The organism is Gordonia sp. i37 (assembly GCF_002043085.1).
In the GTDB taxonomy this organism is placed as follows: Bacteria; Actinomycetota; Actinomycetes; order Mycobacteriales; family Mycobacteriaceae; genus Gordonia; species Gordonia polyisoprenivorans.
Genome location: NZ_MVPX01000431.1, coordinates 1 through 15,248 on the forward strand (window position 1 = coordinate 1; position 15,248 = coordinate 15,248).

Genomic DNA, 15,248 nt, shown 5'->3' on the forward strand with positions numbered 1-15,248 from the left:
TGGTTCCCGCCACGCCGCGCCCACCCGGCACCGGACTCGACATCACCGGACTCACCAAGGAATTCACCCCTCGGACGATCCGCGGATCGTCGACGGTGACCGCGCTCGCCGAGGTCGACCTCAAGACCTCGGAAGGGGAGTTCCTGTCTCTCCTGGGTCCCTCGGGCTGCGGAAAATCCACGGTTCTACGCATCCTCGCGGGGCTGGAGTCCCCGACGTCGGGGACGGTACTGATGAACGGGCAGAGCCCGAAGGAGTTGCAACGCAATCACGAGCTCGGCATCGCCTTCCAGGACTCGGCGCTGCTGCCGTGGCGGTCGGTGGAGTCGAACATCAAGCTGCCATTGCAGGTGGGTCGCATGCCCGCCGCCGACGGTCTCGTCGCCGACCTCATCGAACTCGTCGGGCTCACGGGATTCGAGAAGGCCAAACCCGCGGTGCTCTCCGGCGGTATGCGCCAACGGGTTTCGATCGCCCGCGCGCTGGTCGTGCGCCCCACCGCGTTGTTGCTCGACGAGCCGTTCGGTGCGCTCGACGACATGACCCGCCAACGACTCAACATCGAATTGCTGCGGATCTGGACCGAGAAGCCCGCCACCACACTGATGGTCACCCATGGGATCGCCGAGGCGGTGTTCCTTTCCGACGTGGTCGCGGTGATGAGTCCACGGCCCGGACGCGTCATCGAGACGGTGCGCATCGATCTGCCGCGCCCCCGGACCCCGGAGATGATGCGCACCCCCGAGTTCCACGCGATCCACGATCACCTCTCGGGCTTGCTGTTCGGCGCGAAGGGCGCCGATCCGGCCGTCGATGCCACGGAGGCTGTGGGTGGCTAGCATCTCGGCGTCGCGCGCGGGTGCCGACCGGTGGGCCGCGGGCGCGATCGGCATCGTCGGTCTGATTCTCCTGTGGTGGATGGCGGGTGCCCTGCAGTGGTTCCACGGCACCATCCCCACCCCGTGGGCGGTGTGTACGGCCATCGGCGACAAGGGTTCTGCGTTCTACGTCGACAATTTCTCGGCGACCATCTCGCTCGCGTTACGCGGATTCCTCTGGGGCAACGCGCTGGCGATCGCGCTCGCGGTGCTGGTGATCGTCGTGCCGCCGGTCGAGGGTCTCGCCACCCAACTCGCGATCATCTCCTACTGCACGCCGATCATCGCCGTCGCACCGATCGTTCAAGTGGCCTTCGCGCAGGTGCAGACGATGATCGTGTTCCTCGCGGCGATCTCGGTGTTCTTCACGACGATGATCGGCACCCTGTCGGGGTTGCGTTCGCCGCACAAGGGCAGTCTTGATCTGGTTCGGGTCTATGGCGGCGGACGTCTCGTGCAGCTGTGGCGGGTCCGCTCGGTCGCCGCGCTCCCGAATACGTTGGCCGCCATCAAGATCGCCGCCCCTGCCGCCGTGCTGGGCGCGGTGCTCGGCGAGTTCCTCGCTATGCCCGAGCAAGGTGCCGGACCGGCAATGATCATCGCCCAGCAGGCCGGTGACATCCCACAGGTGTGGGCGATCGCGTTGCTCGCCGGGCTGGTGGCAGGCATCGGTTACGCGATCGTCGCGGTGGTGGCGCGGTTCGTCACGCGGTGGTCGACGGGTCTGGCGGTGCTCGGATGAGCGCCGGAGCGGGAAGTCTGTGGGCGGTCGCGAGATTCCTCGGGTCGCTGCTCGCCTCGCTGATCCTGATCCTGGTGATCTGGTGGCTGTTCCTCTTGGCATTCCCCGACATCGGGCCCATCATCGGACGCACGCCGGCCGACGTCTACGCATATCTCTTCACCGCTCCCGACGCGGCGGATTCGCGTCACCAGATCCTCGCCGACCTGTGGATCACCCTCAAGGATGCGGCGGTGGGTTTTGTCACCGGCATGATCGCCGCCGTGCTCGCCGCCGCACTGTTCGTCGTATATCGTCCGGCCGCACAGACATTCATGCCTATAGCGATGCTCCTGCGGTCGGTGCCGCTGGTCGCGATGACCCCGCTGATCACGCTCGTCGTCGGACGCGGTGTCGCGGTCGTCGCGGTGATGGGTGGAATCGTCGTATTCTTCCCGGCACTGGTCATGATCATGACCGGGCTCGCCAACGCGCCCAGGCACCTCGACGACGTCATCGCCGTCTACGGCGGTGGCCGATGGACCGCGCTGCGGCGCTCAGCCGTGCCGTCGGCGGTGCCCGCACTGTTCAGCGCGGCCAAGGTGTCGGTGCCCGGCGCGTTCATCGGCGCGACCGTCGCCGAGTGGCTCGGAACCAACAAGGGTCTGGGAGCCACTCTGCAGCAAGCCCTTCCGGCCGCAGCCTACGACCAGTTGTGGGCATCGGTCGTGGTGATCACGGTGTCGTCGATCGTCGTCTACGCCGTCGTCGGCGTGATCGAGACGGTGGTGCTGCGGCAGATGGGCATGAGCGAGAACTGATCGAACCACCGTCCCGGGCCATTGCCGCCCCGGGAGTAACCAACAGGTAGAAGACCCGGGACAGCCCGGAAAGAGGGGACACCACACCATGAATCAGCACCACACACCTCAGCGCGGGACCGCCGGTCGTAGCGCCGGATTCGACCGCCGATCCTTTCTTCGTTACACGCTGATGGCGGGTGGGGCAGCGGGGGCGCTCGGCGCCGCCGGTGTGCTGTCGGCCTGTAGCAGCGGCAGCTCGGGCGGCAGCGGCGCGTCGTCGACCAACCCGAAGGTGCAGCTGTCGTGGCAGAAGAACATCGAATTCGCCGGCGAATACTGGGCATTGGAGAAGGGCTACTACCAGAAGGCGGGCGTCGGCACGCCGGAACTACTCACCGGAGGTGGTGCGGGTACCGGGGTGGAGACGGGTCTGACGTCGAACAAGGTGTGGATCGGCATGACCGCCCCACAGCTCACCGCTCCGGTCATCCTGCAGGGGGCGAAGCTGAAAACCGTTGCGGCTACCTTCCAGAAGAATCCATTCTGCATCGTCTCCTCGGCGGCCAAGCCCATCAACACCCCGCAGGAGATGAAGGGTAAGAAGATCGGTGTGCAGGCCTCCAACGAGAACGTCTTCAAGGCGCTGCTCACCGCGAACGGGCTGACCGAATCCGACGTCCAGAAGATCACCGTGCAATACGATCCCACCCCGCTGACCAAGGGTGAGGTCGACGGCTGGGTCGCCTACATCACCAACGAGCCGATCACGTTGGCCGAGCAGGGTTTCGAGAACAAGGCGTTCCTCTTCGCGGACTTTAACCTACCGCTCGTCGCCGAAACCCTCGTCGTGCGCCAGGAGACCATCGACAACGAGCGCGACAAGCTGAAAGCCTTCCTCAAGGCTGATATCCAGGGGTGGTACGACGCCATCGCCGATCCCGCGGGCTCGGCGAAACTCGCCGTCACCAAGTACGGCAAGGATCTTGGTCTCGATGAGGCCGAACAGGTCAAGGAAGCGACCGCCCAGAACACCCTCGTCGTCTCCGACGACACCAAGGCCAACGGGTTGCTCACCATGACCGACGCGCTGATCGCCGAGAACATCGAAGCCCTTGCCAAGGCCGGCTACCAGATCAAGCCCGAGCAGATCTTCGACATGTCGCTCATCAAGGAGGTCTACGAGGAGGACCCGACCCTGAAGCGGGCCTGATCCCCCCGCTCGATCCCGCCCGACACCCGACCATCCCACTCCGATGGTCGATCACTCCTGCCCGACACCCGACCATCCCATCCCGATGGTCGAGGTGCGGAGGAGCGATAGCGACGGAGCCTCGAGACCCGTTGCACCGGTGAGTATCCGGTCCCACATGTACCGGAACCATCACCACCGCAACAGGTCTCGAGGCCCAGCCGCCTCCGCATCCACCACGCCGCACCATCAACGACCGCCGACCGGGCGCCATATCCCGTCGACCGGGCGTCACAATCCGCCCACCGGGCGTGCTCCGATACCCTGAAGGTCTGCTCGGTGCACCGCGGCCCGGGCGAACCGTGACGAGGAGTGACGACATGTCCGAGTTCATCAAGAAGATCAAGGACGAGGCCAAGGCGGTCGAGGCCGCGATCGACAACGAACTCACCGTGCTCGAGGGCGTCCCCGGCTATGACCCGCTGGCCAAGGACGAGGACGAGGACGAGGCAGACGACGCCGCCGCCAGCGACGACACCGAGGGCGGCGGGTCGCCGGTCGACGAGCCGAAGTAGGTAGCGCCGTCGTGTCGGTCTCGACCGACCTGTTCGTCACCGCGCTCAAGGCGCATCAGTGGATCTACCAGCACAGTCATGGTCTGATCGGGCACCGTCTGCTGATGGGTAACCCGACCCTGCTGCTGCACATGACCGGACGCAAGAGCGGGCAGCCACGGACGACGGCGTTGACCTATGCGCGTGACGACGAGACCTATCTCGTCGTCGCCTCCAACGGCGGGTCACCGCGCCCGCCCGCATGGCTGGCCAACCTGAAGGCCATCCCGGACGTCGAGATCCAGGTCGGCCGTCGTCATGTTCCGGTCACCGCCCGCGCCACCTATCCGGACGACCCCGACTACGCCCGACGCTGGGACCTCGTCGACGACGTCAACAAGGGCCGCTACGCGCAGTATCAGAGCAAGACCACGCGTCCCATCGCGATTGTCGAGCTGACCCCGCGTGTGTGACTCAGGCCGGGGCGTCGGCCCGTTTCGTGGCTCGCTGTTTCACCGGGTCGGGATAGGGCACGGCGTCGAGCAATCGTCGTGTGTACTGCCGGCTCGGTTCGGTGAGGACTGTCCGGGCCGGCCCCTCCTCGACGAGCCGGCCGTCGCGGAGCACTGCCACCCGGTCGGCAACCTGCTCGACGACGGCCAGGTCGTGGCTGATGAACAGCGCCGCGAATCCCAGATCCCGCTGCAATTCGGCGAACAGATCCAGTACCCGCGCCTGCACGGAGACGTCGAGTGCGCTGGTCGGCTCGTCGGCGATCAGCAGGAGCGGACGCAGGGCCAAGGCCCGCGCCAATGCGACGCGCTGGCGCTGTCCGCCCGACAGTTCGTGTGGCAACCGATGCGCGAAGGACCGCGGCAGTTGTACCGCGTCGAGCAATTCCTCGACACGCCGTGACTGCTCGGTCCGATCACCGATCCGCGCGATGTCGAGAGGTTCCCGGATCGATTCGGCCACCGCGAATCTCGGGTCCAGCGATGCGGTCGGATCCTGCGGGACAAAAGCGATGCTGCGGCGTAGTCGGCGCAGCAGCGCCGGACTGATCGCGCCGATGTCGTGTCCGTCGACGACGACCCGGCCCGAGCGCGGCGCGATCAGACCGCCGATGGCGCGCCCGAGTGTGGTCTTTCCCGACCCGGATTCTCCGACCAGCCCCAATACTTCATCGCGCCCGATCGTCAGGGACACGTCGTCGAGAGCGATGTGCGGGGCCCGTCCGAGGTGGCCGCGGTGGGCGACGGTGAGGTGGTCGACGGATGCAGCCGGAGTCGAATCCGGGGTGTTCGCAGGGGGATCGACCGACGACCGCACTGCAGTGGGTAGCCGCGGTACCGCGGCGAGTAGGTGACGGGTGTAGGGCTGGGTCGGGTTCGCGAAAATATCGAAGACGCTGCCTCGCTCGACGACCTCCCCGAACTGCACCACGACCACCCTGTCGGCGATATCGGCGACCACACCGAGATTGTGTGTGATCAAGAGGATTCCGGCGTTGATGCGATCACGCAGTCGCAGAAGGAGATCGAGGATCTCGCGCTGCACCGACACGTCGAGAGCCGTGGTCGGTTCATCGGCGAGCAACAGCGCAGGATCGTTGGCCAATGCGAGTGCGATCACGACCCGCTGCTTCTGTCCCCCCGACAACTGGTGCGGATAGTCGTCGACCCGACGCTCGGGCTCGGGGATCTCCACCAGCGTCAGCAGTTCGACGGCACGCCGCCGCGCGTCGCGACGTGAGATGGCCTGGTGGGCCCGCAACGCCTGTCGTAGCTGCCATCCCACGGTCTGGACCGGGTTGAGCGCGGTCTGCGGCTCCTGGAAGATCATCGCCACACGCGATCCGCGAATGATGTTGAGTACCTTGTCGTCTTGGTTCAAGACCTCGATGCCGTCGACCTTCACCGACCCGGTGGCGTGCGCGGTTTCGGGCAACAGTCCGATCGCCGCCCGTGCCGTCATCGTCTTGCCGGAGCCGGATTCACCGACGAGCGCGACGATCTCGCCGCGGCTGACCCGCAGACTGATGTCGGAGACGGCGGGACGGGGATAGTCGAAGGTGATGCGCAGTGAGGTGACCTCGAGTGCGGGCGCGGCGTCACCTTCGGGGTGTTGCGATGTGGTCATGTCAGTGCCTCCGGCTGTGCGAGATCGACTGGGAGATCATGCTGAAGCCCAGGACGAGGGCCGAGATGACGATGAGCGGACCCGCGGAAAACCACGGGTTGGTCTCCAGATATCCGTTGCCCGCGGCGAGGATCGCACCCAGCGATGGCGTGGGCGGGGTGACCCCGATGCCGAGGAAGCTCAGCGCACCCTCGACGAAGACCGCCAGTGAGAGCGACAACGCGAACTGTACGCCAAGGGATTCGACCGAATTGGGCAACACGTGTCGACGCAGCACGTAGGTGTTGCTCGCCCCGCTGACGCGCGCGGCCTCGACATAGGGCAGCTCTCGCACACGTAGGACCGATGTGCGTGTCAATCGTCCGAAGATCGGGATCTCGGCGAGCACGATCACGATTGCGACGGTGATGGCGCCCGGCGAGAGAACCGCGGTCAACGCGATGCCGAGCACCAGCGCCGGAAACGCGAGGATGACGTCGAAGACCCGTTGGGCGACAACGTCACTGATCGGATGGGACACGGTGAGCAACCCGATGGCGGTGCCCAGGGCGGCGCCGATAGGGACGGCGATGAAGATGATCAGGAGATCGACGCGGATGCCGTAGAGGACCCGGGTCACCACGTCCCGGTTGAGATCGTCGGTGCCGAGCCAGTGTTCGGCACTCGGCGGAAGCAGGTAGGCGCCGTCGATCTGTTGATCGGGGCCGTAGGAGGTGAGCAGTGGGGCGGCGAGCCCGAGGACGATCACGACACCGACGAGAATTGTGCCGACAAGACCCGGGCCACTGATCAGGGCGCGCCACAATGGTGTTCGGGTGGAACGGAACTCGCGGTCGGCCGGGGTTTCGGGGATCAGTCCGGGACCGACGTCGAGTGTGGTGTCGGTGATCTCGGCGTCGGCCGTGGCCGCCCGGGTCTGTGAAGGGGGCATCACTGTCCTGCCAATCGGATTCGGGGATCGAGCCAGGCGTGCAGGATGTCGGCGAGTAGTTGGATCACCACAAACACGGCAACCGAGAGCAGCACCAGCACTTGCACGAGGGGATAGTCGCGGGCGAAGATGCCCTGTTCGGTGAGCAGTCCGAGACCGGGCCATCCGAAGATGGCCTCCACCAGGATCGCGCCGCCGAGCAACCCGCCGGTCACCAGTCCGAGTGCGGTCAACGCCGGCGGCAGCGCGTTGCGCAGAGCGCTTCGGATCACGATCTCCCGCTGGGGAACTCCGAGGGCGCGAGCGGTCGTTGCGTAGGGCGCTCGGAGTTCGGTCCGCAACGCCTCGGTGAGAAAACGTGCCAGCACCGCCCCGGCGGGTAGCCCCAGGGTGAGTGCGGGCAGGAGCAGATACTGGGCGGTGATCGACGGGTCGGCCCAGAGTCCGTCCGGTGGTGTGCCACCTGCGGGCAGTATCCGCCAACGGACTCCGAACACCAGGATCAGCGCCGTTCCGACGACGAAGGTGGGCACTGCGATCGCGGCGGCGTTGATGCCGGTCAGCACCCAGTTGAGGTAACGATTGTCATAGATGGTGGCGGCCAGGCCGAGGGCCAGCGCGATGATCACCGCGATCACCAGGGCCGTCACCGTCAGCACGACGGTGTGCAGCAGCCCGAAGCCGATGAGGGAGCCGATATCACCGCCGACCTGGTAGCTCTGCCCCAGATTCAGCGTCACCAGTGCCCCCAGCCAGGTCACGTACTGGCTGACGAAGCCACGGTCCAGACCGAGATCGTGGCGGATCGCCGCGAGTTGCTCGGGACCGGCGTCCGGCCCGGCGAGCGCCGACTCGGGCCCGCCGGGGATCAGACGCAGGATCGAGAAGATGAGCAGCGATGCGATCAGCAGGACGGCGATCGCGGTCGGTATGCGTCGCGCGAGGTAGGTAACCATCAGTCATCGGCTCCTTGGTGGGCGAGGTAGGTGTTGACGAAGTGGAACTGTCCGCGCCGGTCCCAGTCGACATTGCCGACCGACGGCGCCAGGGCCGCCTTGGTGAACACGATGCCGATCTCCACGAGGAACAGATCGCGCAGCCACACGTCGTCGAGTTGCCGGTACGCGCCGAGCGCTGCGGGGGAGGCTGGGTCCGGGGTGGTCCACGCGGCGTTCGCGGCGGCGGCATACGCGGGATCGACGAAGTTCGACGAGTTCTTGGCGGCATTGAACGGGTAGGCCGACACCGCCAGCGTGGAGGGGGTGAACTGCGCGAAGCCGTGTTGCAACAACCACAGGCCGGTGAACTTGCCGCCGATCAGCTTGGCCGCCTGCTGGGTTTGGTCGTTGGGCGACAACACGACCGGGACGCCGATGTCGGCGAGATTGGACTGCACGATCTGTGCGACGACACGGTCGACGCCCTGGGTCGAGTAGTCCAACGGTATCGGCTCGGCGATGGGGCCGTGTGCGGCAACGAGTTGCCGAGCCTTCGCCAGGTCACGCGTGTAGGTCTGATTGGCCTGTGCGAAGTAGGCGGGCGACCACTTCGGCCACGGAAGATTCACCACGTAGCCACTGCCGCGGAACACGTCGTTGATGATGCGTGGTCGATCGATGGCGTAGGCGATGGCCTGGCGCAACCGTACGTCCGACAACGCCGGGTTGGTGACGTTGATGCCCACGTATTCCTGCGATTCCCCGCCGGTGAAGGTGACCTCGCGGAAGCCGTATCGGCTGGTCGCCAGTTGCTGGTCGTGGTAGTTGAGGTCCTGGGTGGCGTCGATCTGACCGGTACGCAGTCGCGTGTAGAGCGCCTGCTGGTCGGGGATGACGGTGAAGGTGATGGCGTCGAGATTGGCTGGACCACCCCAATAGTGCTCGTTGCGGACCAGTCGCACCGACGAGTTCGGCTGCCAGGACGAGAACGTGAACGGGCCGGTTCCGTTGAAGACCTTGCCTGCCTTGAGTTCCGGCAGGGTGTTCACGTCGATGATCGGAGCCGAGTCCAGCAGGTCGAAGACATTGCTCAGCGGGTGGGCGAAGCTCAGCACCACGCGGTGCGGATCGGTGGTGTCGAATCCGGTGATCGCCGCCGCCGTCCGCTTGAACTGTGGGGTCCATGGGCCGCTCAGATACGCCTTGATGGAGGATTCGACATCCGCGGACACGAAGGGCCGGCCATCGTGGTAGCGCACGTCGGGACGCAGGTCGAGGGCCAGCGATCGGCCGTCGGCGGCGAGCTGCCAGTGGGTGGCCAGGGCGGGCTCGACGGTGAGATCGTCACGGGAGTATCGGATCAAAGTGTCGAAGACGTTGGCGACGACCTGGCCGTTGAGCGCGCCGGTGCCGATCTGCAGGAAAGTCTTCGGTGACAGGTCGGTGAGCACGCCGACTCGCAGATCACCACCGCGCGGCGCGGCCTGCCCCGGCGCCAGCGAAGTTGCCGATGAATTCTGCTGCTGGGCAACGGCGGAACTACATCCGGCGAGAATCCCGACGAGTGCGATGCTCAGAAAAGCCAGTGCGGCCGAACGTAATCGGGATGCGGGCATGGCGGGTGATGGTCCTTCGTGGGGATGGGAATGGCTGGTCGGGTCCCGACCACTGTCTCGGCAAACGCCGACGAATTCCAAGTCCACGGCGAGTTTCTCGGTTGGCTCGTGCAAAGGGTTGACACTGCTCGACGTTGTCTGGAAGGTGAGTGCGCAAACGTCAGCCCGGACCGCCGTCGGCCTGTTCTTGGTGCGGTCCCAGTCATGGAGGTTGTTGTGCCACAACCGCAATCCCGAGTACCCGATCACGCGCGGGGTTACGAGAACTTCGGTGGGGTGATCGACCGGACGTCGTCGGCGTCGCAACCCTGGTGGCCGTCGCAGCCGACTGCGCCGCAGGGTGCCCCGAATATCGTGGTGGTGCTCATCGACGACATGGGCTACTCCGACATCTCGCCGTTCGGCGCCGAGATCGACACCCCCCACGTCGCGGCACTTGCCGAGCGCGGGGTGCGCCTGTCGAACTACCACACCACCCCGGTGTGCTCCCCGGCGCGGGCTGCGCTGCTCACCGGACTCAACCCGCATCGCGCCGGCTACGGCAGTGTGGCGAACTCCGATCCGGGTTTCCCCGGCCTGCGACTCGAACTCGCCGACGATGTGTTGTCTCTGCCGGAGATATTGCGAGACAATGGATATGCGACCTACGCCGTCGGAAAATGGCACCTGGTTCGGGACGCGAACATGGGTCCTGGGCGATCGCGGGATTCTTGGCCGGTCCAGCGGGGTTTCGACTCGTACTACGGTTCCCTGGAGGGATTGAACTCGTTCTTCTACCCGAATCAACTGCTCGCCGACAATTCCGTCGTCGACGTCGATGAGTATCCCGATGACTACTACGTCACCGATGACCTCACCGATCGGGCGATCTCGCAGATTACCTCATTGCGCGCGCATGACGCCGACAAACCCTTTTTCCTCTATTTCGCCCACATCGCCATGCACGGACCTCACCAGGTCAAGGAGACCGATCTCGAGAAGTACCGCGGCCGTTACTCCCAAGGATGGGATGCCATCCGGCTCAACCGCTTCGAGCGTCAGATCAAGTCGGGCCTGTTCGATCCGGACACCCCGATCGCGCCACGCAACACCGAACCCGGGTACGACGCGCCGCCGTGGGATGACCTGAGTGAGGACGAGAAGCGTCGTTTCGCCCGCTATCAGGAGGTGTACGCGGCGATGGTCGACTCCGTCGACCAGAGCGTCGGTCGCATCGTGGACACGCTGACCGAACTCGGGGAGCTCGACAACACCATCATCGTGTTCACCTCCGACAACGGCGGTACGGCCGAAGGCGGACCGACCGGAACACGCTCGTACTTCAGCCAATTCGTCCACGGCCCGGTGCCACCGGACTGGGAGCGCGACGTTCCTCATGACGAGGAGTTGATCGGCTCTGCCGCGCTCGGTGTGCACTATCCGCGAGGCTGGGGGCAGGCGTCGAACACCCCGTTCCGCTTTTACAAGGGACAGACCTTCGCCGGTGGCGTGCGGGTTCCGTTCGTGCTCTCTTGGCCGAAGGGGTTGACGCGCAGTGCCGACGACAACGGCGTGCGCCGTCAGTACTCTTACGTCACCGACATCGTCCCGACCCTTCTCGACCTCGCCGGTCTGACGGCGCCGACCCATCGTCACGGCAGGCCCGCGCAGGAACGCGACGGCGTCAGCATCGCCGACGTGCTGCGCGATCCGACTGCGGAGTCGGCGCACACCGAGCAGTACGCCGAATTCGGCGGTCACCGAGGTTTTTACCGAGACGGTTGGAAACTGGTGTCGCTGCATCGTGACCCGGCCGATGTCGACAACCCGACCTGGGAACTCTACGACGTCAACACCGATCCGGCCGAGACCGACGACCTCGCGGCGCGCCATCCCGAACTCGTCGCCGAACTGGCGGCCGCCTGGGATGACGCTGCATGGCGCAATACGGTCTTCCCGCTGTACGATTCGGCCGCCGATCAGGTCCGGCGGCGTCCCGACGAGGAGCGTTTTACCGATCCGGTGCGCATTCTCGCGGGCACGCCACCACTGGAGCGCTATCGATCGAGCAAGCTGATCGCCTATCGCGACTTCGACATCGAGGTCGAACTCGCCGGATGGACCGACCTCGACGAGGGCGTACTCGTCGCCCACGGGGATCAGCAAGGCGGATACCTGCTCTACGTCGAGGCCGGTTCAGCGCATTTCGTGTTCAACAGTTACGGGCGCATCTCCCGGGTCAGTGCCCCGATCCCGGCCGGAACCGGCGGGTTGGCGCTGCGCGCGGTCGCCACCCCGCAGGTCCGCTGGGACTTCACCCTCGAGGCGTCGGTCGACGGGTCGTCCGAGGTGATCGCCAAGCTGGACAATCAGTTTCAGCTCATCGGCATGGCGCCGTGGACGGGGATCTCGGTGGGAGCCGACGCTCGTGGTCCGGTGGATGCGCAACTGCGTTCCCGGCGCGGGGTCTTCCGGTTCGGGCCGGCTCTGCGGGCGGTGACCTATCGGCCCGGAGCGGTCCGGGTCCCGGCCGCGGTCCGCAAAGAGATCGAGGAGAGCGCCGAGTACCACGCGGATTGAGCGGCCCTCCCGTGGGTCGGTGGGGTTCGAATCAGCATGAGTCAGACCATGCGCGGCCGCCGCGGCTGCGCGGACAGTGAGAGTAACGAATGAAAGGGAACAGCAATGACGTTGACTCAGATCGATAGTCGGAGTGACCATCAGGCCGCCGCCGACCAGCTCTACCGGGACGCCGGCATCACTGTCACCAAGCTGGGGGAGCACATCGGCGCCAAGATCGACGGTGTGCGCCTCGGTGGGGACGTGTCGACCGAGCAGGTCGAGGCCATCCGCACCGCTCTCGCCGTGAACAAGGTGGTGGCGTTCTCGGGGCAGGAGCATCTCGACGATGCGAGTCAGTACGCGTTCGCCTCGCTGCTCGGTGAGCCGACCGCGCCGCATCCGACGGTCACCTCACGTGGCGATCAGTTGCTGACGATCGAGGGAGCCGCCAACAGCTGGCACTCCGATGTGACCTTCGTCGACCGCATCCCCAAGGCGTCGCTGCTGCGCCCGATCGTGCTGCCGAGCTATGGCGGTGCGACCACATGGGCCTCGACGGTCGCCGCCTATGAGCAGTTGCCCACTCCGTTGCGGTCGCTCGTCGAGGATCTCTGGGCCACTCACTCCAACCTCTACGACTACGTCAGCCAGAAGGAGCCGTCGGGCGGCATCGACGTCGCCCAAAAGCGGGAGCACTACGCCGAGTTCACCAGCACCGAGTACGAAACCCTGCATCCCGTGGTCCGGGTGCACCCCGAAACCGGCGAACGCAGTCTTCTCCTGGGACATTTCGCCAAGGAGTTCCGTGGACTCAAGGCCTCGGAGTTCGCTAACCTCTATCACCTGCTGCAGGACCGGATCACGAAGCTGGAGAACACCTTCCGGTGGAACTGGAGCTACGGTGACCTCGTCATCTGGGACAACCGTGCCACCCAGCACTACGGCATCTCCGACTTCGGTGACCAGAAACGTCAATTGCATCGGATCACACTCGCCGGTGACGTACCCGTCGACATCCACGGCCAGAGCAGTCGGATTCTCAAGGGCGACGCCTCGCACTACTCGTCGGTGGAGCAGTCGCGGCGGCTGGGGGTCTTTGCCGCCTGACGGCCCGATCGCCTGAGAATCAACTGAGAGAAAACTGAATCATCTGTGGTCGGGTCCCCTGGGGGATCCGACCACAGCTGGCTTTCGCCTGCGGTTTTCGTTCTGTCACCCGGCCGGACGAACCTGAGAGGAATTTTGCTATTTGACACTTGCGGGTGGTTTGTCTGGATTAGTGTCGCCGGTGCACGACGGGGAAGTCGGGGGCTCCTTCTCCAACCGCACACCGGATTGAAGGAGCCGATCCATGGGAAGACACAGCCTCGTACGCGAACCCGCCACCCGCCGTGTGGCTTTGGGCGCCACCGCCCTTGCGGCGTCGGCCACCCTGACAGCCGGTCTGGCCTTCGGTGACGGCCAGGCACAGGCCTCGATTCCGCAGGTGACCAGCGGCCTGGCGAGCATCCACGACTGGTCGACAGCGACCCTGGATGAGGTGATCGCGGCGTTGGGGATCGAGAGCCAGGGCATCGCCGGTGGCGTGGCGTTGGGGCCGAACTATCTGATCGATCAGCTGGCCGGGTTGCTTGGTGTCGACCCTGCTTTGATCAGTGATGGACTGGCGACTCTTGGCGTTGAGTTCGGCAACGAGCTGGCGATTGCGGTTCTTCCCGGCGTAGCCGCTGCAATCCCGCTTGGCGCCGGTACCAGTGCCGCAGCGCTGTCGATTCTGGGTGTCGCGCTAGCCACCGATGGCATTACTTCCACGATCAACGACATATGGGATCTCGTGCTGATCCCTGAGATTCCGATCATCAATCCCGATCCGCTCACCCTCGGTGATCTTGCGGAACTGGCCGGCATCGACCGCGCCGACCTCCCCGACGACACGGTCTTCTGCCTCGGTGCCTTGGCGGCCGCGAACTCGAAGACCGCGGGTTCGTGTCTGAACATCGCCGCCACCATCGATGCTCGCTACATCAAGGTCGCCGATGGCCAGCAGTCCGGGGAAGTGCAACTTGCACTGACCAATCCGCTCTCGGTGCTGACGCTGCTGACCGATCAGGATCAGTTGCTCGACATCCTCGCCCAGGCGATCACCGGTGATCCCATCTACGTCACCAAGGACGTCCTCCGCCTCAGTCTGAACGGCCCGGAGAACCTCGCCCTCACCAGCGATTACGGATACTCGGGTCCGATCAGGATCTCGTGGCTCGGTTCGCAGTTCGTGCTGTTCCCCGGCACCGCGCAGACACACGGCACCAACGGCCCCGACTACGTCAACTACCTGAGCCTGCCCACCCTGACGCTCGGCACCCCGACGTCGCTGCAGCAGATCATCCCGACCTTCGACGTCTCGTCGTTCAACTTCTTCGATCTGTTCACCATCCCGGCGTTCAACACCGGCAACCTGGCCTCTGCGTCGCCGACGAGCGCGACGGTCCCGGTGTCGGCGTTGCGGTCGGTGCAGCCCGAGCTGATGAGCGTTTCGGCCGCCGACGCCCCGACCACCGACGTCCCAACCACCGATGCCCCGACCACCGATGCCGGGGATGGTGGACAGACCGCAGGGGCGCCCGCCTCGACCAACCCGGCGGCCGCTCCCGCGGCCGGCGATTCCACTCTTGCCACCGGCTCGACGGACACGGATCAGGCTGCACCGCAACAAGATACGCCGATACCCGCACCCGTCGTGACGACCCCGGCCGGGCAGGCCGACGCCGGTGATCAGGCCGGCGGTGCCACGGGTGACCAGGGTGCCGCGAACACGGCACCGATCACCGACGACTCGTCCTCGTCGACGCCGTCGAGCTCACCGGCGGTAGGGTCCGCGACGACCGGTGGCACCGGTGCCTCCACTGTGAGCGATCAGCAGCAGCCCGCAGCCTGATCG

Annotated in this window: 13 protein-coding genes; 9 read left to right on the forward strand and 4 right to left on the reverse strand. The window is 65.6% G+C overall.

Translation table 11 applies throughout. From position 1 onward, the window contains the following. From B1964_RS21255 to B1964_RS21280, 6 genes are all read left to right on the forward strand, one after another. Nucleotides 1-839 (forward strand): ABC transporter ATP-binding protein (locus tag B1964_RS21255; RefSeq protein WP_253194109.1); only part of this gene is annotated, 839 nt, incomplete at its 5' end. After that, nucleotides 814-1,620, forward strand: coding sequence for an ABC transporter permease subunit (locus B1964_RS21260; RefSeq protein WP_170320242.1), 807 nt, complete (start codon nucleotides 814-816; stop codon nucleotides 1,618-1,620). The genes B1964_RS21255 and B1964_RS21260, both read left to right, overlap by 26 nt. Continuing rightward, nucleotides 1,617-2,420: an ABC transporter permease subunit gene (locus B1964_RS21265; RefSeq protein WP_006372363.1), complete on the forward strand. Its 804-nt coding sequence runs from the start codon at nucleotides 1,617-1,619 to the stop codon at nucleotides 2,418-2,420. The genes B1964_RS21260 and B1964_RS21265 overlap by 4 nt, the downstream gene beginning before the upstream one ends. A gap of 88 nt (nucleotides 2,421-2,508) precedes the next feature. Beyond that, complete coding sequence (locus B1964_RS21270) at nucleotides 2,509-3,612, forward strand: ABC transporter substrate-binding protein (protein ID WP_006372364.1); 1,104 nt, start codon at nucleotides 2,509-2,511, stop codon at nucleotides 3,610-3,612. A gap of 359 nt (nucleotides 3,613-3,971) precedes the next feature. After that, entirely contained in the window at nucleotides 3,972-4,166 is a 195-nt protein-coding gene (locus B1964_RS21275; RefSeq protein WP_079931205.1) for a hypothetical protein, read from the forward strand. 11 nt (nucleotides 4,167-4,177) lie between these two features. Beyond that, entirely contained in the window at nucleotides 4,178-4,618 is a 441-nt protein-coding gene (locus tag B1964_RS21280; RefSeq protein WP_079931182.1) for a nitroreductase family deazaflavin-dependent oxidoreductase, read from the forward strand. A 1-nt stretch (nucleotide 4,619) separates the two neighbouring features. Here B1964_RS21280 and B1964_RS21285 read toward each other — a convergent pair whose 3' ends face one another. The 4 genes from B1964_RS21285 to B1964_RS21300 are packed head-to-tail and all read right to left on the reverse strand — an operon-like array spanning nucleotide 4,620 to nucleotide 9,769. Then, nucleotides 4,620-6,284 (reverse strand): ABC transporter ATP-binding protein, encoded by a 1,665-nt coding sequence (locus B1964_RS21285; protein ID WP_079931183.1) that lies wholly within the window; start codon nucleotides 6,282-6,284, stop codon nucleotides 4,620-4,622. Between the two features lies 1 nt (nucleotide 6,285). Beyond that, on the reverse strand, nucleotides 6,286-7,215 hold the full coding sequence (locus B1964_RS21290; protein WP_079931184.1) for an ABC transporter permease: 930 nt from the start codon (nucleotides 7,213-7,215) through the stop codon (nucleotides 6,286-6,288). Further along, nucleotides 7,215-8,171, reverse strand: coding sequence for an ABC transporter permease (locus B1964_RS21295; protein WP_079931185.1), 957 nt, complete (start codon nucleotides 8,169-8,171; stop codon nucleotides 7,215-7,217). The genes B1964_RS21290 and B1964_RS21295 overlap by 1 nt, the downstream gene beginning before the upstream one ends. Beyond that, a complete protein-coding gene (locus B1964_RS21300; RefSeq protein ID WP_079931186.1) occupies nucleotides 8,171-9,769 on the reverse strand; it encodes an ABC transporter substrate-binding protein in 1,599 nt (532 codons plus the stop codon). Before B1964_RS21300 ends, B1964_RS21295 begins: the two co-directional genes overlap by 1 nt. A gap of 204 nt (nucleotides 9,770-9,973) precedes the next feature. On the opposite strand from B1964_RS21300, the gene B1964_RS21305 reads away from it, so the two are divergent. The 3 genes from B1964_RS21305 to B1964_RS21315 all read left to right on the forward strand — a co-directional run bounded on the left by B1964_RS21305 (nucleotide 9,974) and on the right by B1964_RS21315 (nucleotide 15,245). Then, entirely contained in the window at nucleotides 9,974-12,328 is a 2,355-nt protein-coding gene (locus B1964_RS21305) for an arylsulfatase (RefSeq protein WP_079931187.1), read from the forward strand. 105 nt (nucleotides 12,329-12,433) lie between these two features. Beyond that, on the forward strand, nucleotides 12,434-13,417 hold the full coding sequence (locus B1964_RS21310) for a TauD/TfdA family dioxygenase (RefSeq protein ID WP_079931188.1): 984 nt from the start codon (nucleotides 12,434-12,436) through the stop codon (nucleotides 13,415-13,417). A gap of 244 nt (nucleotides 13,418-13,661) precedes the next feature. Beyond that, on the forward strand, nucleotides 13,662-15,245 hold the full coding sequence (locus B1964_RS21315; protein ID WP_079931189.1) for a hypothetical protein: 1,584 nt from the start codon (nucleotides 13,662-13,664) through the stop codon (nucleotides 15,243-15,245). Nucleotides 15,246-15,248 lie beyond the last annotated feature (3 nt).

Excerpts from the sequence above, each read along its gene's own strand:
- B1964_RS21260 (WP_170320242.1), top strand. The coding sequence starts at position 814 with ATGCCACGGAGGCTGTGGGTGGCTAGCATCTCGGCGTCGCGCGCGGGT.
- B1964_RS21265 (WP_006372363.1), top strand. The coding sequence starts at position 1,617 with ATGAGCGCCGGAGCGGGAAGTCTGTGGGCGGTCGCGAGATTCCTCGGG.
- B1964_RS21270 (WP_006372364.1), top strand. The coding sequence starts at position 2,509 with ATGAATCAGCACCACACACCTCAGCGCGGGACCGCCGGTCGTAGCGCC.
- B1964_RS21275 (WP_079931205.1), top strand. The coding sequence starts at position 3,972 with ATGTCCGAGTTCATCAAGAAGATCAAGGACGAGGCCAAGGCGGTCGAG.
- B1964_RS21285 (WP_079931183.1), bottom strand. The coding sequence starts at position 6,284 with ATGACCACATCGCAACACCCCGAAGGTGACGCCGCGCCCGCACTCGAG.
- B1964_RS21290 (WP_079931184.1), bottom strand. The coding sequence starts at position 7,215 with ATGCCCCCTTCACAGACCCGGGCGGCCACGGCCGACGCCGAGATCACC.
- B1964_RS21295 (WP_079931185.1), bottom strand. The coding sequence starts at position 8,171 with ATGGTTACCTACCTCGCGCGACGCATACCGACCGCGATCGCCGTCCTG.
- B1964_RS21300 (WP_079931186.1), bottom strand. The coding sequence starts at position 9,769 with ATGCCCGCATCCCGATTACGTTCGGCCGCACTGGCTTTTCTGAGCATC.
- B1964_RS21305 (WP_079931187.1), top strand. The coding sequence starts at position 9,974 with ATGGAGGTTGTTGTGCCACAACCGCAATCCCGAGTACCCGATCACGCG.
- B1964_RS21310 (WP_079931188.1), top strand. The coding sequence starts at position 12,434 with ATGACGTTGACTCAGATCGATAGTCGGAGTGACCATCAGGCCGCCGCC.
- B1964_RS21315 (WP_079931189.1), top strand. The coding sequence starts at position 13,662 with ATGGGAAGACACAGCCTCGTACGCGAACCCGCCACCCGCCGTGTGGCT.